The following is a 15480-nucleotide window of genomic DNA, read 5'->3' as shown; positions in this document are numbered from 1 at the left end:
CCAGGCTGAGAAGCGCAAGCAGCAGGAAGCCAGAAGGCGTCGATAGATGGGCCGCATCATCGAAGCCAAGGCCGTCATCAGCGGCGAGGACCGGCTCTCCAAGGTCCTCGATGGGCTGCAGAAGAAATTCAAGGAGGTCGGCAAGGGCGCGAAGGTCTCCACCGAGGTCGCGCGCCTCGGCAAGGAGATCGACGGCGCGGCGAAGGGCATGCGCGACCTTGAGCGCCTCAGGGGCGCGCAGGGCTCGTTCGCGCAGGCGCGCACAGCCTTCCGCAGCACGCAGGCCGACGTCTCGCGCATCGCCAAGGAGCTGGACGCGGCCCGCAAGGCGGCGACCGCCTTCGACGGCATACGCTCGTTCTCGAAGAGCGGCGGCATCGCCCAAGAGATGGCGAATGCGCGCCGGAACGTCGCTGACCTGGAGCGCCAGTTCAGCACGGCGCAACGCGCCGTGAAGGCGGCCTCCTCCGCCTACGAAAGCCAGGCGTCGGCACTCAAGGGCGTCCGGACCGAGCTGACTGGTTCCGGGTCGTCGGTCGGCAAGCTCGTGGCCGAGCAGCACAGGTTGAAGGCCGCGATCGAGGGTGCCAACGCCGCCATCCTGCGTCAGGAGGCTGTGGCGCAAGCCGAGGGCCGCCTGACCGCCGGCATGGGCGCCGCGGGCAGTCGCACGGCCGCGCGGATCGCGCAGAGCCGCCGCGTGACGGAAGGCATGGGCGTCGCCGGCCGCGCACACCGCGAGCAGCAGGAGCAGGCCGCGAACGAGAAGCTGGAGGCCCTGGAGGCGCGGCGCACCGCCGTGCGCGAGGCCCGTTCGACCATGCTCGGGGGCGCCGGCGTCTATCTCGGCCACAAGATCCACGAGGGCACGGACGCGACGCTCCACACCTACAAGGAATTCGACTTCCTGAGCCGCAAGCAGCAGGCGGTCGCCGACCTCACGGACGACGAGCTGAAGAGCCGCCAGCTCCAAGGGCGGCACCTGGGCGGCACGACGCAGTTCAACGACCTCCAAGTGATGCACGCCCAGCTCGACCTCGCACAGCGCGGCGTCAAGAAAGAGTTCGTCGAGCCGTTCATCAACGAGATCGTCAACTATGCGCAGGCGATGGGCTCGACCCTCCCGGACGCGGCCAAGACGATGGAGGGCATCGTCTTCTCGACCAATCAGGACGTCGAGGATCCGGCGTCCGCGCTCAAGACCATGCGCAAGAACGTCGACCAGGCTGTGAAGCTCGCCAAGATCGGCGGCCTCGACAACGAGGACGTCAAGGAGGCCTTCAAGTTCGGCGGGCCCTCCGGCTCGGGGGCCGGTCTGCACAACGAGACGATGGGCGCGATCTTCGCCCTGCTGCGCCGTTCGGGCTTCGCCGGCTCAGAGGCCGGTGTCGCGACGCGCGCCGCCGCCTCGAAGCTCGTGTCGCCCACCAACAAGGGGCTCGGCGCGCTCGCCGCGATGGGGCTGAACTACAACGACTACGTGACGATGCCGCTCGGCAACCGCCCCGAGATCGTCGAGGGCGCGTTCAAGCAGAAATTCGGCAAGGGCTTCACCGCCGCACAAAAGCAGCGGATGGATGACCTGATCAACAACCCAGACATCTTCGGTGATCAGCAGAAATTCATCGAGGGCGCAACCGACATCGCCGGGTCGAGCTTCGAGAAAAACAAAAAAGGGAAGATGAAGGTCACGGATCAGAAGGCGCTGGCAAAGGTGTTCGGCGGCCTATGGTCCAACATGATCGAGAGCGTCGATACCGAGCGCTTGTTCCACGACTTCCTAAATTCCAACCCAACGCTGTCGCAGGCCAACGCCTTCTTCACGGACAAGCACGGCGGCAAGATCATGGCGCTGGCCCGCAAGGCGGCGCTGTTCGACGAGTATGTCGAGAAGCTGAAGCACACGCCGGAAGGCTTCGCCGGCGACATCGGGCGCAAGATCAACGCCGGCTACTATGGCGCCTCGACCCGAGTAGTGGGCACGCGGCTCAACATGGAGTCGTCGGTCGGTCAGGCGATCGACCCGTTCATCACGCGCTTCGACACGATGAAGGCCGACTTCCAGCAGGCGATCGCTGAGCTGCCGAAGTCGGTGCTGGCGGCGGGCGCGGCAGCGGGTTGGATCGGTGGCAAGGCGGCGACGATCGCCGGTGGCGCGGTGCTGACCGGAACGGCGACCGGTCTGACCTACGGCGCGCTGAGCGGCGGCGCGTCTGCCGCCACCGTCGCCTCCCTGGCGATCGGCACGCTCACGGTCGGCACGATCGCGGCGGCCGCGCTCGCGGTCACAGCGCCGCTCGTGTTCGCGGCCGACAACGACAAGGCGCTCGTCCACGGCGGCAAGCCCGACATCGCCATGAAGCCGGGCGACGTCCTTCCCGGACTCGATGGTCTGGCGAAGGCGGATCGCACGCCCTCGCTCCCGCCGGGCGCGGCCCAGCCGGGCTCCCGGGCGGCGGAGGGCGTCGCCTCGTTGATCGATGCACCGCGCGCGAACACCGCCTCCTCGATCGACGCGGCCACCGCGGCCCTGGCTCGGTATCGCCAGCAGCTCGAGGCGCTGAAATCCGAGGCCGACGGCTTGTCCGACCTGGGCCTTCCGGGCATCGGCGGCGGCGATCCTGCCCGCAAGGCTGAGCTGGAAGGGCAGATCCGGACGGCGGAAGAGCGCCTGCGGGCGCTGCGGCCGCCGACGGATCCGACGCCCGCACCCGGTTCGGGCCTGCCGGCGACGACCGTACCGCTGCCGCCGGCGAGACCGGCGGAGCTGGGCGGTGATCCGGGCGGCCTCGCCGCCACATTGCGCAACACGCTGGAGCAGGTGGTCAGCGCGGCCACCACCGCGGCCAATGGCGGCAAGCCGATCGAGGCCAAGGTGATGCCCGATCAGATCACCGCGAAGGTGCCCGAGCTGCCGCCGGTCAGCGGCGAGGCGACGATCACACTCAACCCGCAGCGGGTCATCGTCGAGCTCAACAGCGACATGCTCACGGCCAAGATCGCGGGCGCAGTCGCGAGCCAGACCGCGAAGATGCCGCTCACCTCGTCCGGGGCCCGCCCGGGCGCTGTGTCCATGCCGGGCGCGGCCTCGACCCCGGGCGCCGTCCAGTAGCCGAGAGCGCGATCGGAGGGCGTCATGCGCAACTGGATGACCCTGCGCGGCGCCTCCTTCGCGGGGGTGCCGTTCCAGGTCGACGAGGAGGCGCTGCCCAAGACCGGGCGGCGCGTCGCCGTCCACGAGTACTCGAAGGCCGAGACCCACGACACGGAGGACATGGGGCGCCTGCCCCGGGAATTCCGGATCAAGGCCTACATCGCCAACGACCAGGCCGACAGCGACGTCCAGGCGCTGATCGGGGCCTGCTCGACGGAGGGCGCGTTCAGCCTCGTGCTGCCGTTCTTCGGGCCGCAGGAGGTCCGGTGCACGGGCTGTGCGCCCTCCCACAAGAAGGACCGGCTCGGCTTCGTCGAGATCGACCTGGAGTTCATCGAGGCCTCCGGCGACGACGGCGCGAGCGGCGGCTTCGACGGAGCCGGGAGCTTCGGCCTCCTGCAGCTCGGCGACCGCATCGCGGCCTCCGCGCTTGATGGCCTCGCCGACGCCGTGTCCGACGCGATCGGCGCCTTCGTGCCCGACGAGCTCGCCGGGTTCGTGCCCTCCCTCTGATCCGCTTACGGAGCCGCCATGGCCGCGCCCCCGTCCTCGGCGATCGCCGGCGCGGCCGCAGCCGCCGTGGCGCTCTCCGGCGTCGTCGACAATCTCGCACGGACCCTGCCGACGCCGGCGGCCGACGCGCAGGCCGCGCGCGCGACCTGCCGGCGGATCGCCCGGACCTTGGCACCCCGCGTCATCGCCCCGGCCGACGTCGCGACGATCGCCAGGAGCCTCGTGGGGACAGTCCAGGCGATTGCCCGGGCCTGCGAGCCGGCCGACGCCGCGGCCGGCCTGTACGCGGCCGCCAGCGCGACGCAGGGCTGTGCGCCGACCTCTGCGTCGCCGATCCTGACGCAGGCCTACAGCCTGGCGCGCGCGACCTGCGTCGCGGTCGAGATGGCGTGCCTGGGCGAAGCCTTCGTGGCGGAGGCCGGGACCGGCTTCGCCGATCAGCAATCGGCCGGCGCAGCCCGCCTGCGCATCCGCGCCGCCTACGACGGCGCCGCCGACCGCATCGCGGCGGCGCTCGGCCAGGAGGCGCTGGCGATCCTCGACACCGCCGCGCGGGAGACCTCGGCCTACCTCGTTCAGGAGGCCGCCACGCTCCAGCCGGTGATCCGCGTCGACGCCGCGCGCTCGTTTCCGGCCGCCGCCCTCGCTTGGTCGCTCTACGCCGATCCGGAGCGGGCCGCCGAGCTGATGGACCGCAACGGCGTCGGAACCCCCTTCCACATGCCGGCCACCATCGAGGCCGTGTCGCCGGGTCGCCGCTGATGCCCTTCGTCGAGGAGATCGTCACCCTGACCGTCGACGGCCAGGTGATGATCGGCTGGCAGGACGTCTCGGTGAACCGGAGCCAGGAGTCGGCCGAGATCTCGTTCAACCTCGGGGCGACGAACCCCTCGTGGAGCGACGAGGCCAAGCGCCTGCGCCACGGCAGCGCGGTCGAGATCCGCACCTCGGCGGTCGGCGGGCGCACCCGGCCCGGCCGCGGCGACCTGCTCTGTGCAGGCAATATCACGGGCTACGGCGCGAAGTACGCCAAGACCAAGGAAGTCACGATTGAGGGCAAGTCGAAGGCCGCCGACGCCGTCGACTGCCATCCGGTCAAGCACAAGACCGGGCGGTTCGAGAACAAGACGCTCCTCGACATCGCCAAGGAGCTCGACGAGGTCCGGTGCGGGTTCAAGACCGACCAGCAGCTGACCAAGATCCCTAAGGTCCAGCGCCAGCCGCACGATACGATTTTCCAGACGCTTGAGCGGGAGGCGCGCCGCCTCGGGCTGATGCTCGCGGGGCAGCCGGACGGCTCGATCAACATTACCCGCGCCGGCACCAAGCGGCACGCCGGCGCGCTCATCCTCGGGCAGTCGCCGGTCGAGGAGATGGACGTCAAGATCAAGTGCGGAGACAAGTTCTCGCACTACGTCGCCCGCGGTCAGCGCGCCAAGGGCGTCGGCAAGGACAACCTCCGGCAGGAGGAGACGGAGCGGGACCCGAGCGTCAAGCGCAACCGCCCGTACCTCATCATCCCCGAGGGGGACTGGACCAAGAAGGAACTGAAGAAGCGCCTGCGCTGGGAGCGCCTGCGCCGCGCCTCCTTCGGCACGACGATCACCGTGAAGGTCGCGAGCTGGCGCGACGAGGCCGGCCAGCTCTGGGAGCCCGGCCGCCTGATGGCGATCGTCAACGAACCCGAGGACATCGACGGGGACTACGCGCTCCAGACGGCGAACCTCCGCCAGGGCGGTCAGGAGGGCACGGTCGCCTACCTCACCTTCGTCGACCCGAAGGCGGCCGGCGGCAAGGAGGCGAGCGACAAGTCCGACGGCGTGTTCGACCCGGGCGGCGGCATCGACGACGAGGGGGAGGGTGAGGAGTGAGCCGCACCAACCTCTTCCGGTTCGAGCTGCAGGAGACCGATGACCGGGGCGAGCTTCAGACCGGCAAGGGCTACGGCTATCCGGGCGAGGAGTTCGACGGCCACCACATCGTGCGCCAGCACGGACTCGCCTCGAACGCGCCGGTCGGCTCGCACGGCATCGGCGTCGCCGGCTCGGGCGAGCGCGGCCTCGTCGCGATCCTCGGGCTGGAGCACCAGGACTATCGCCCGCGCGACCAGAAGCCCGGGCAGACCACGATCTACGACGACAAGGGCAACGTCTCTCGCTACCTCGGCAAGGACGGGATCTGGCACGACGCCAAGGATGCCCCGCAGAAGATGACGGGCAAGACGGTCGCCATCGAAGCGAAGGAGAACGCCCACGTCTCCGGCAAGAAGGTCTATCTCGGCGGAGACGGCAAGACCGGCTCGTACGCCCGGGTCATGACCGAGAGCGGGCCCTCGCCCTTCGTTTACGCGCGCATCGGCTGAGGCCCATCCATGCAGCTGACCCTGACCCCGCTCGCGGACGCGGGCGTGAGCCTATTGCCGTGGGACATCGTCTGGAACGGCACGGTCGGCGATTTCGCGATCTCGGCGGGCGGCGACGATGGGCCGGCCGGTGGCTTTGTGTCGGCCAATCCGCTGCGCACCGCGGTGCTGCTGCTGTTGTTTTCCGACTGTCGCGCCGAGGACCAGGACCTCCGGTTCGAGCACCGCGGCGACCGCCGCGGCTGGCCCGGCGACGGCTTCGACATCGATACGGCCGCCGGCGAGGCGCCTCTCGGCTCGCTGCTCTGGCTGTTCCGGCGCAGCGTGTTGCGCGACGCCACGGGCGCCCAGATCGAGGCGGAGGTGCAGCGCGCGCTGAAGCCGCTGATCCGCCAGGGCGCGGTGGTGAAGGTCTCGGCCACGGCTACGGTCGACAAGGCCAACGGCCGGGTGGCGCTGGCGATCGGCCTGTACGCCCGCGACGGCAGTCAGGTCTACGCGGACAAATTCGACATCCTCTGGAGGCGAGCCGATGGCGGGCTATAGTGTACGCTCGCTGAAAGAACTGTCGCAGGCCGCGCGCAAGTACATCACGCAGTCGATCGACGGCGCGATCGCGAGCGTTTGGGCCAACACCTTCACGGTGCTGGCGAAGGTCCTGGCGCTCGTCGGCCAAGGCCTCGAGCTGCGCCGCCGGTGGCTGGTCAAGCAGATTTTCGCCTCGACGGCCGACCGGCTCTGGCTCATCCGGCACGGGTTCGAGCTGGGCCTGACGCTGGACCCCGCTTCCCCGGCCCTGGGCTCCGGCTCGGGCGGCTCGACCGCGACCGTGCCAATCCCCGCCGGCCTGCAGTACGCGCGCGCCGACGGCGTGGTGTTCAACGTGCTCACCGACGCGACCCCCTCGGGCGGGACTGTCTCCTTCGACCTGGAGGCGGACAGCCCCAGCGCGCTCGGCAACACCGAGGCAGGCACCAGCCTCGCGCTGCTCGACCCCGCCGACGCGCCTGCGGGCGCGCCGCTGACCATCACGGTCGACACGGCCAGCGACGGCACCGGCCTCTCGGGCGGCGCCGACGAGGAGGACATCGAGGCCTTCCGCGCGCGCGTGCTGTTCCGCAAGGCCAACCCGCCGATGGGCGGCTCTGCCCCGGACTACGCCGAGTGGCTGATGGCCGCCGTGCCGACTGCTCGCCAAGTGTTCGTCGACAGCTTCCAGAACGACGCCCGCTCGGTGTGGGTGCAGTTCACGGTGTCGGATCAGCCCAACGGCATCCCGACCGCGGGCCAGGTGGCGATCGCGCAGGCCTACCTCGACGACCCGATCCGGCGCCCGATCACGGCGCGCGCCTTCGTGTCGGCGCCGGTGAGCGTGCCGCAGGACATCGTCATCTCCGGCCTGACCCCGGACACCGGCGACGTGCGCGCCTCGATCGAGGCCGAGATCGCCGCGACCTATTCGGATCGGGCCCAGCCCGGCAAGCCCTCGACCCCGTTCCGGTTCTCCGCCTCGTGGCTCAACGAGGCGATCTCCCGGGCGACTGGCGAGGACAGCCACGGGCTCGCCAGTCCCGGCGACCAGTGGTTCACCGCCGGCCAGATGCCGGTGCTCCGCTCGATCGCCTACGCCGCCTGACCTGAGAGGGCCCGATGAGCGACGTGCCCGCCCTGCCCGACGCGCTGCCGGGCTGGCCCTGCTACAGCTTCCCGACGACGCCGCCCTCGGTCCTCGACCTGGAGGCACAGCCATCGGCCGACGACCTCCTGCCGCAGATCCTCGCGCTGACCCCGCGCGGGCCGGCCTGGGGCACGGACGAGGCCGGTGACGGCAAAGGCGCCTCGCCGGTCCAGCGCACGTTCTGGCGGGCGATCGCGGCGTTCGCGGCCGACCACCTCGGCCTCGACTGGATGGCGGCCACACAGGCCCTGCCGTCGGCGATCTCCTACACGCTGCCCGACTGGGAGCGGGAACTCGGCCTGCCGGGACCCTGCAGCTCGGGCACCGGCGGCCTGCCCGTGCGGCAGGCGGCGGTGCGGGCGAAGTTCGCGAGCTTAGGGGGCCAGTCGCCGGCCTACTTCGTCTGCCTCGCCTACAGCCTCGGCTACCCGGTCACGATCGAGGAGCCGACCCAGTTCCTGTGCGACGTGTCCGAGTGCGTCGGCGACGCGATCCAGGAGACGTACTTCCTCTGCGATGACGGCGCGGTCGGCGACGACGGCGACCCGATCGAGGGCTTCGTGCTTCCAGCCGATCCCGCGTTCGGGGATGAGCTGTCGGATGAGACGGTGTGGAAGCACTGGATCGTCCACGTCGGCTCGCCCGGCGAGACGTGGTTCACCTGCGACGACGGCCAGTGCGACTACGATCCCCTCGAAGGGTTCGTGCCCGCGACCGACCTGGAGTGCGCGCTGAACGACGCTAGCCCGCCGCACACGCAGCTGCACTTCTCCTATTCGCTCGCGGCCTGACCGGTCCGCGCAACCCCCGCCGCCCTGACCTTCGACGCCCCGGCTCGCGCCGCAGGGCGATCGCGCCCGCACGTCCACCGGAGAGTTCGATGCTCTACACACCGCCGTCCGGCTCGTCGGATGCAAACGCCTCCTTCATCGGCAAGAACGTCGCGGCCGGCACGCAGGGCTCGCGCGTACCGCCCGGCGCTGTCGAGAACCCGCAGCGCGAGATCGCTGCCATCATCGCTGCCGGCAAGGTGATGGGGCTCGACGCGCCGACCAACGCCGACCTGACGCAGATGCTCAAGGCGATCCGGTCGGGCCTGCTCAACCGCTTCGCCGCATCGGGCTCGCCCGACGCCATCGCGATCGCGCCTCAGCCGCTTTACACCGGCCTCGTCGAGGGCATGCGCTTCCGGTTCAAGGTGCCCGGCGCCTCGAACGTCGCCAACACCTCGACCAACCCGGCCTTCCAGGTCAACGGCCTGCCGGCGATCGCGATCAAGACCCGCTCGGGCAACAACCCGGCGGTCGGCGACCTTGTGGGCACCGCGGTGCTGGAAGGCGAGATCGACGCCTCGGGCAACCTCCGGCTCGGCACGGCGGTCGCCAGCGACAACGCCTCGGCCGCCAGCAACACGGTCATCGGGAACTACGTCTCGGCCAACGGCATCCCGACCAATTCCACCCGGCTGACCAACAGCACCCGGCTCAACCTCTCGGGCAACGGTGCCAACTTCTACACGGCGATCGCCAACTTCCTCGATGCCAACGGCAACCCCTACGTCAAGAAGGGGCCGGCGAGCGGAACCGGGGCCACGGTCCTCAAGATCGAGGCCTTCTTCGCGACGTATGTCCCTACGGTCGGCGGCGCGGGCGCGACCAGCGTGCGCCTGACCGACGGCACGCGCGTGGATACGCAGGGGCTGTCCGGGGCGGTCAACCTCTCGGGCGCCGGCGCCGTCAGCATCCCGGGCGCCGCTCTCTTCCGGCTCGCCAGCGTGCCGGCCGGCACGGTGAACCTGCAGGCGCTGCTTGGGCGGAGCGATACCACCGCCTGGAACACCATCGTCCACCCTGACGGGGCCGACTTCGCCGGCTCGGGCTCGCACCCGGGCACGGGCGCCCCCTCGTACCTCAACGTCTCGGAGGTCCCCGCCTGATGTCCGACGCAGCTCCTGAGGCTTCGGCCCCGCTGACCTTCGCAGCCTCCTACGCGGAGGCTATCCTCATCGATCTGTCCAGGGCGCAGAACGACGGCATCTGGTCGATCGAGACGATCAAGACCGACGACGATCCGCGGGCCGGTTGGGTCATGCGCCTGCCGATCGCCACCGACGAAGACAACGCGCCGGCGGGATATCCCAAGCCGTACCCGAAGGGCTACGCCGAGAAGGCCGCCGCCGCGGCGATCGCCGAACTCACTGCCTACGCAGCGGCCAAGCGGTTCGCGGTCGAGACCGGCGGCATCGTCGTGGGCGGGGCCAGCGTCGCCACCGACCGCGACAGCCAGGCGATGATCGGCAACGCCTTCGCCTACGTCACCGCGTCAGGCGCCGGCTCCGTCCGCTTCAAGGCCTCGTCCGGCTGGGTCACGCTCTCGGCCGACCAGGTGAAGGCGCTGGCGCTCGCGGTCGGCGCGCACGTCCAGGCGGCCTTCGCGGCCGAGGACGACCTCGACGCCGCGATCAATGCCAGCCCGCCGACCGTGACGACCGCCGCGCAGATCGACGCGGCGGCTTGGCCGCCGAACGGCTGATCCGACGCGCGCCCGTAGGTCCCACGCCGCCTCCGGGCGGCTTTTTCATGCCCGCGTGAGGTCGCTGCCCCGTGTCGAACCTCGCCCTCATCCGGCCGCGGCGGATCGTGTTCCGCACGAGCCAGAACACCGACTGGCTCGACGGCCTGCCGATCCTCGGCCTGGCCAGCCAGGGCGGGGTGACCGCGATCCCCGGCAACGTCGGCAACGGCTCCCTGGCGCTCGCCTCGGTGAGCGTCGGCACGCGGCTCGGGCCGCACGTCGCGCAGGTCACCTCGGTCATCGGCGGCCTGGCGCGCTTCACCGTCACCGACCCGCTCGGTGTCGTGACCGCCCAGGGGGTGGTCGGCTCGGCCCTCTACGCGGGCGGCCTGACCTTCACGCTCGCGCCCGGCGCGACCCCCTACGCGGTCGGTGACGCCTTCGCGGTCTCGGTGCTGCCGGGCCCGCTCGACATCTCCGGCCTGCGCTTCGACCTCGACGCGCGGGCCTCGAAGGGCGCGGCGACGCGGACGCTCACCGCGTCATCGGCCCCGGCCGACGGCTCGGCCGCCACCATCGTGGCGGGCACGAGCGACGGCACCCTCGCCATGCGGGTGCTCAAGGCCACGATGGCCCGCTGCCCGGTCGGCGAGTACCCGTTCGACCTCCTCGCCACCGACCTCGCCACCGGCCTGACCGTGACCGCCTTCTACGGGCTGATCCGGCACGCCGCCGTCGCTTCACTGCAGGATTGAGGGGCAGCCGTGGCCATCGAACTCGTCGGCGATCCCATCCCGCTCGGCGGCGCGCCCGGCCCCGCCAACGTCCTGACCATCGGCACCGTCACGACCGGCGCGCCCGGCTCGCAGGCGCTGGCGCAGGTCAACGGCACCTCGCCCGCCCAGACCCTCGACCTGACGATCCCGCAGGGACCCGTCGGGGCGACCGGCTTGACCCCGTGGGCCCCGATCGTGGCCTGGGCGCCGAGCCTGATCTGCGTGGCGTCGGCGCCTGCCACCACCGTGTATGTCGGCGGCACGGCCTACGTTTGCACGGCCTCGCACCTTGCCGGCACGTTCGCGGCCGACCTCGCGGCTGGCAAGTGGGCGCCGATCGCCCCGGGCGGCCTCCAGCCGTGGAAGACGCAGCCCGTGGCCTGGGCGGCGTCAATTGCCTACTCCGCCACCGCTCCCGCCGACGTCGTGACCAACGGCGGCGGCTGCTACGTCTGCTCGACCGCCCACACCTCGGGCGCGAGCTTCGATGCCACGAAGTGGACCCAGATCGCCGCCCCCGGCTCCGTGGTGGGCGCGCTGCTCGCCGCCAACAGCCTGTCCGAACTCGCGTCCAACCCGGCCGCGGCGCAGGCCAACTTGGCGATCGCGTTCACTCCGGTGCGGCAGACGGTGCTCTCCGGGCCGGCTGCCTCTGGCGTGCCGAGCTTCCTGCCGGCGACCTCGGCCTCGCTCACGTTGGCCTTCCAAGGGCTCGCCGCGGCCTCGCCGCTGGCGATCAGCGCGGCGGCCGGGTTTAGCAACGTCGGCGCCGTCAACCTCGTGGCGCTGATCACGGCGAACCCGAGCCTGACGCTGGCTGCGTCCTCGACGCTCGCGCTGTTCTACGACTTCGTATCGGCCGCGGTCGCCACTGCCGGGTTCGGTTCCGGGGCCCTGTTCCCGATCTACCAGTTCGGCGGCGCGATCTCGACGGTCAACGGCCAGTTCACCTTCGACATCCAGGCGATGCAGGGGTGGCTCGGCAACGGCTCGGCGGCGGTGAAGTGCAACCGCGTCTACATCGGAGAGGCGGTTACCTCGGCCTCGGCGGTCACCTCGGCCATCGCGTACGCGTATCAGGGCCGGTACGTTTCCGCGATCATTGGCTCTCTGGCCAATAGCACGACGTACCCATTTAGCCACAACATCGGCGTTCCGACGGATCAAGTCGAGAATATCGCATCGTCTGCGACAAGTGCATCCGGCCCATGGTTCTCGCCGGCGCAGGCATTCAGCGGTTCGTACGCGTACAATGCCGTGACTGCGTCCGGACGAAATACCGCCAGCTTCGTGACGGGATCAAACGGCACTTTCGCGTCTCCTGGGGCGACGGGTGCCACGAACTTGTTCATGCGCAGCCGGCGGACTTGGGGCGGGAGCTGATCTTCGAGTGGCTTCGGCTTAACCCTCGCCGCCCCCTCGACCCCCGTGCCCTTCGCGCTCGCCGCCCTGCGCTGAGACCCGCCCGCATCGCCGAGCACGAGGACCGCCGCGCGTGTCGATTTCCAGCGTCGCGGCGTTCTCGGCCGCCAGCACGTCGGTCGCCCTCTCGGGCATCCAGGCCGGCGATCTCCTCATCGCGGTCGCCTACCGCAACGCCAGCGCCACCGCGGCCACGATCCCGTCCGGCTGGACGGCGATCTCTGGGGCCACCGGCGGCGGCACCACCAACGCCCTGGTGGCCGCCTACAGGATCGCGGACGGCACGGAAACGACGTCCGGCACCTGGACCAACGCCACACAGGTCGGCGTCTCACAGTACCGCTCGACCAGTGGCGCGAATGCCTGGAAGGTCGGCGCGGGCGCGGCCACAGGCGCGACCTCGACCTCGGCCTCGGTCCCGGCCCTGACGCTGCAGAACGGCACGAACGGCTCGTGGGTGTTCGGCGCCATCGGTTCCAAGACCGACACCACGCTCGCCTCGACCGCACCCACCAGCATGACCCGCCGCACGTCGGTGGGCACGGCCGGCGGCCTCGGCGTCTACGACAGCGCGGCCACCGTTTCATCGTGGACCGCCAAGACCAAGACCGTCACCAGCGGTGCGTATCGCTCGGTGTCCGTGGAGTTCTACGAAGACACCACCCCGCCGACGATCACGACCACCAGCGGGTCACAGAGGGGCGACGGCTCGACCGTCACCCCGATACAGCTCGCGGCCAACGAGACCGTCGCGTCCTGGGCCATCGTCGCCGGCACGAACGCCGCCGGGTTCAGCCTCAACACCTCCACGGGCGTGCTCACTCCGCAGCCGCAGACCTACGTCTCGGGCGGCAGCAACACCTACACGGTCCAGCTCACCGCCACGGATCCGGCCGGCAACACGTCCCCGGCCACCACCTTCACCTTGACGGCCACGGATCCGAGCTTTCGTCCCTGGCTCCCGAGCGACCTCCCGGCTGATCCGGCTTTCGTCTGGCTGAACGGAAACGTTGCCTCGACCGTGACCATCACGGGCGGGGTCGTCACCAAGTGGGCGGACAACGGGCCGAACGGTTTCCACGCGCTCCCGTGGTCGTCCCCGAGCAATCCGACCTACAACAGCGCGACCGGCGAAGTCGTCTTCAACAGCAACGTCCTGGCGACGGCGCAGAACTACCCGCTGACGGGGACGGCGCCGCGCACGACGTACGCGGTCGGGCGCGCGCTGTCCGGCAGCGACGCGGTGGTGTCGTTCTGGGGCGCGGAAAGCTCTTCGCAGGCGTGGGGGTTTGCCTTCAACGTCCCCGCCAGCAGCAACAATGCCTGTATCTTCGACTACAGCAGCGACGTTCTGCTCGGCGCGCTCGGTACGTCCACGAACCTCCTCGGGGCGCGCTACACGGCCGGCGGCGTCGAGGTCGGAAACGTCAACGGCACGGACGTCGCGAACAAGACGGCGACGCTGAGCACGCCGGCCGGTCCATTGCTCATCGGCGGGCGGATCACCCGCTTCGGCACGACGGCGATCCGGGAGTATGTCAGCACCGGCGCGCTGTCCGCGGCGGATGAAGCGAAGCTCCAGGGCTATCTCGCCTGGAACAACGGCCTGCAGGCCCTCCTTCCCGCCGGCCACCCCTACGCCTCCGCAGCGCCGACCGTGGCGACGAGCGGCGGCGGCACGGGCGGTACGACCTACACCGCCACCATGGCGCTCGGGCTCACGCCTTCGCAGGGTGTGACCGCGCTGCTGTCCGGCGTCAGCGCCGCGGCGCTCGCCGCCACTCCGGGCGTCACGGCTTTGGGCGGTGCGGTCTACGGCGCGTCCGTCCCGCTCGCCGCCGCCGCGGCGCTCGCCGGGTCGCCCAGCGTCACCGCGGCCGTCACCGCGGCGCTCGCGGAGGTCGCCGGGATCGCCGGCGCGGCGCAGACCTCGGCCGCCGCCGTGCTCACCCTCGCGGCCCTGGCCGGGCAGTCCGGGTCGGGTGGCCTCACGGCTGCCTCGGCCCTCACCCTCGCCGGGGCTGCCGGGCTCACCGACACCAGCGCGATCACGGCCGCCCAAGGGGCCGCGCTCGCGATGGCGCTGGCCGCGGCGGCGAGCACCGGCGGGGCGGCCTACGCCTCCTCGATGGCGCTCGCGGCCTCGGCCGTGACGGCTGCGGCCGGCCAGGGCGCATTGGCTGGGGCAGCCTCGCTCCAGGCGTCGCCCGCGCACGCCGGGGCCGCCCAGATCACCGCGGTCGGATCGGCCGGCCTCGCCCAGCTCCCAGCCGCGGCGGCCACATCGTCGGCCATCCTCGCCAGCGCCGCGGCGTTCCTCGAGGTGGTGGGCGCGCAGGCCTCCACGGGCGGCGCGCAGGCCTACAGCGCGGCGGCGAGCCTCGCGGCGCAGGCGCTGGCGCAAACCTCAGGCTCCGGTTCGGTCGCGGTCTCCGCGCCGCTGCCGGCTTCCTTAAGCCTCTCCGGGGCCGCGGTCGGGCTCTACGCGGGCGCGGTGGCGCTTGCGCAGGCCGAGGGTCAGAGCGCGCAGGCGCAGGCCGTGGCGGTCGCCGCGGCGGCGCTCGCCGCGGTGCTGGGCACCGACCTGCGCACCGACGGGGCGCAGGCCTACACGGCGGCCGTGGCGCTCGCGGCGTCCGCCCTCCAGGTCGCTACCGCCCGGACCGGGACGGCCGCGCTCGCCGCGCTCGCCGCCTCGTCCGGCACGGGTGTGGCGGGCTCCGCCACGGCGAGCACGTCCGCTGCGCTCACCGCGGTCGCGGGATCGACCCACGCCGGCACCCTCGGCGCCAATGCCGCCGCCGCCCTGGCGGCGGGCGCGGGCGTCTCGGCACAGGCGGCGCTCACCATCGCGGCCTCGACGACCTTCCAGGCCGCGACCCGGGTGCTGGCCACAGGCGGCCTCGTCGTCACCGGAACGCTGACCCTACCGGCGGCCCCCGAGCTCGCCGGACAGTCCACCGCCGCGCTTGGACCGAGCCTCGCCTTCACGGCCCGGCTCGATCAGGCGGCGGCCTCGACCATCAGCGGCGCGGCCGCGGCGCAGCTCGCCGCCCAGGCC

Annotated in this window: 13 protein-coding genes; all 13 read left to right on the top strand. The window is 71.3% G+C overall.

All coding sequences use genetic code 11. From position 1 onward, the window contains the following. Nucleotides 1-46: 46 nt before the first annotated feature. A complete protein-coding gene (locus ACLBX9_RS16610; protein ID WP_447719728.1) occupies nt 47-3112 on the top strand; it encodes a phage tail tape measure protein in 3066 nt (1021 codons plus the stop codon). A 24-nt stretch (nt 3113-3136) separates the two neighbouring features. Then, the gene (locus ACLBX9_RS16605) at nt 3137-3667 is read left to right on the top strand and encodes a DNA circularization N-terminal domain-containing protein (protein WP_447719727.1); all 531 of its coding nucleotides are present in this window, start codon (nt 3137-3139) and stop codon (nt 3665-3667) included. Between the two features lie 18 nt (nt 3668-3685). Beyond that, the gene (locus ACLBX9_RS16600) at nt 3686-4429 is read left to right on the top strand and encodes a hypothetical protein (protein WP_447719726.1); all 744 of its coding nucleotides are present in this window, start codon (nt 3686-3688) and stop codon (nt 4427-4429) included. Then, nucleotides 4429-5538, top strand: coding sequence for a phage baseplate assembly protein (locus ACLBX9_RS16595; protein ID WP_447719725.1), 1110 nt, complete (start codon nt 4429-4431; stop codon nt 5536-5538). Before ACLBX9_RS16600 ends, ACLBX9_RS16595 begins: the two co-directional genes overlap by 1 nt. After that, entirely contained in the window at nt 5535-6029 is a 495-nt protein-coding gene (locus ACLBX9_RS16590) for a phage baseplate assembly protein domain-containing protein (protein WP_447719724.1), read from the top strand. Before ACLBX9_RS16595 ends, ACLBX9_RS16590 begins: the two co-directional genes overlap by 4 nt. Before the next feature lie 9 nt (nt 6030-6038). Next, nucleotides 6039-6575, top strand: coding sequence for a phage GP46 family protein (locus ACLBX9_RS16585; RefSeq protein ID WP_447719723.1), 537 nt, complete (start codon nt 6039-6041; stop codon nt 6573-6575). Beyond that, a complete protein-coding gene (locus ACLBX9_RS16580) occupies nt 6562-7665 on the top strand; it encodes a baseplate J/gp47 family protein (RefSeq protein ID WP_447719722.1) in 1104 nt (367 codons plus the stop codon). The genes ACLBX9_RS16585 and ACLBX9_RS16580 overlap by 14 nt, the downstream gene beginning before the upstream one ends. A 14-nt stretch (nt 7666-7679) precedes the next feature. Continuing rightward, complete coding sequence (locus ACLBX9_RS16575; RefSeq protein WP_447719721.1) at nt 7680-8498, top strand: putative phage tail protein; 819 nt, start codon at nt 7680-7682, stop codon at nt 8496-8498. Nucleotides 8499-8587: 89 nt separating this feature from the next. Further along, nucleotides 8588-9643, top strand: coding sequence for a hypothetical protein (locus ACLBX9_RS16570; RefSeq protein WP_447719720.1), 1056 nt, complete (start codon nt 8588-8590; stop codon nt 9641-9643). After that, nucleotides 9643-10239: a DUF4376 domain-containing protein gene (locus tag ACLBX9_RS16565; protein WP_447719719.1), complete on the top strand. Its 597-nt coding sequence runs from the start codon at nt 9643-9645 to the stop codon at nt 10237-10239. The genes ACLBX9_RS16570 and ACLBX9_RS16565 overlap by 1 nt, the downstream gene beginning before the upstream one ends. 71 nt (nt 10240-10310) lie before the next feature. Beyond that, the gene (locus ACLBX9_RS16560) at nt 10311-10976 is read left to right on the top strand and encodes a hypothetical protein (protein WP_447719718.1); all 666 of its coding nucleotides are present in this window, start codon (nt 10311-10313) and stop codon (nt 10974-10976) included. A gap of 9 nt (nt 10977-10985) precedes the next feature. Next, nucleotides 10986-12380, top strand: a complete 1395-nt coding sequence (locus ACLBX9_RS16555) for a hypothetical protein (RefSeq protein ID WP_447719717.1) — start codon at nt 10986-10988, stop codon at nt 12378-12380. Nucleotides 12381-12492: 112 nt separating this feature from the next. Beyond that, nucleotides 12493-15480 (top strand): hypothetical protein (locus ACLBX9_RS16550; protein ID WP_447719716.1); only part of this gene is annotated, 2988 nt, incomplete at its 3' end.

It is taken from the genome of Methylobacterium sp. A49B, from assembly GCF_053346215.1.
The sequence above is the reverse complement of the archived record's forward strand: the minus strand, read 5'-3'. Positions and strand labels throughout refer to the sequence as shown.

Bases quoted from the DNA above. Each gene is read 5' to 3' on its own strand.
- ACLBX9_RS16605 (WP_447719727.1), top strand. From the start codon at position 3,137: ATGCGCAACTGGATGACCCTGCGCGGCGCCTCCTTCGCGGGGGTGCCG.
- ACLBX9_RS16575 (WP_447719721.1), top strand. From the start codon at position 7,680: ATGAGCGACGTGCCCGCCCTGCCCGACGCGCTGCCGGGCTGGCCCTGC.
- ACLBX9_RS16595 (WP_447719725.1), top strand. From the start codon at position 4,429: ATGCCCTTCGTCGAGGAGATCGTCACCCTGACCGTCGACGGCCAGGTG.
- ACLBX9_RS16610 (WP_447719728.1), top strand. From the start codon at position 47: ATGGGCCGCATCATCGAAGCCAAGGCCGTCATCAGCGGCGAGGACCGG.
- ACLBX9_RS16570 (WP_447719720.1), top strand. From the start codon at position 8,588: ATGCTCTACACACCGCCGTCCGGCTCGTCGGATGCAAACGCCTCCTTC.
- ACLBX9_RS16585 (WP_447719723.1), top strand. From the start codon at position 6,039: ATGCAGCTGACCCTGACCCCGCTCGCGGACGCGGGCGTGAGCCTATTG.
- ACLBX9_RS16565 (WP_447719719.1), top strand. From the start codon at position 9,643: ATGTCCGACGCAGCTCCTGAGGCTTCGGCCCCGCTGACCTTCGCAGCC.
- ACLBX9_RS16580 (WP_447719722.1), top strand. From the start codon at position 6,562: ATGGCGGGCTATAGTGTACGCTCGCTGAAAGAACTGTCGCAGGCCGCG.
- ACLBX9_RS16600 (WP_447719726.1), top strand. From the start codon at position 3,686: ATGGCCGCGCCCCCGTCCTCGGCGATCGCCGGCGCGGCCGCAGCCGCC.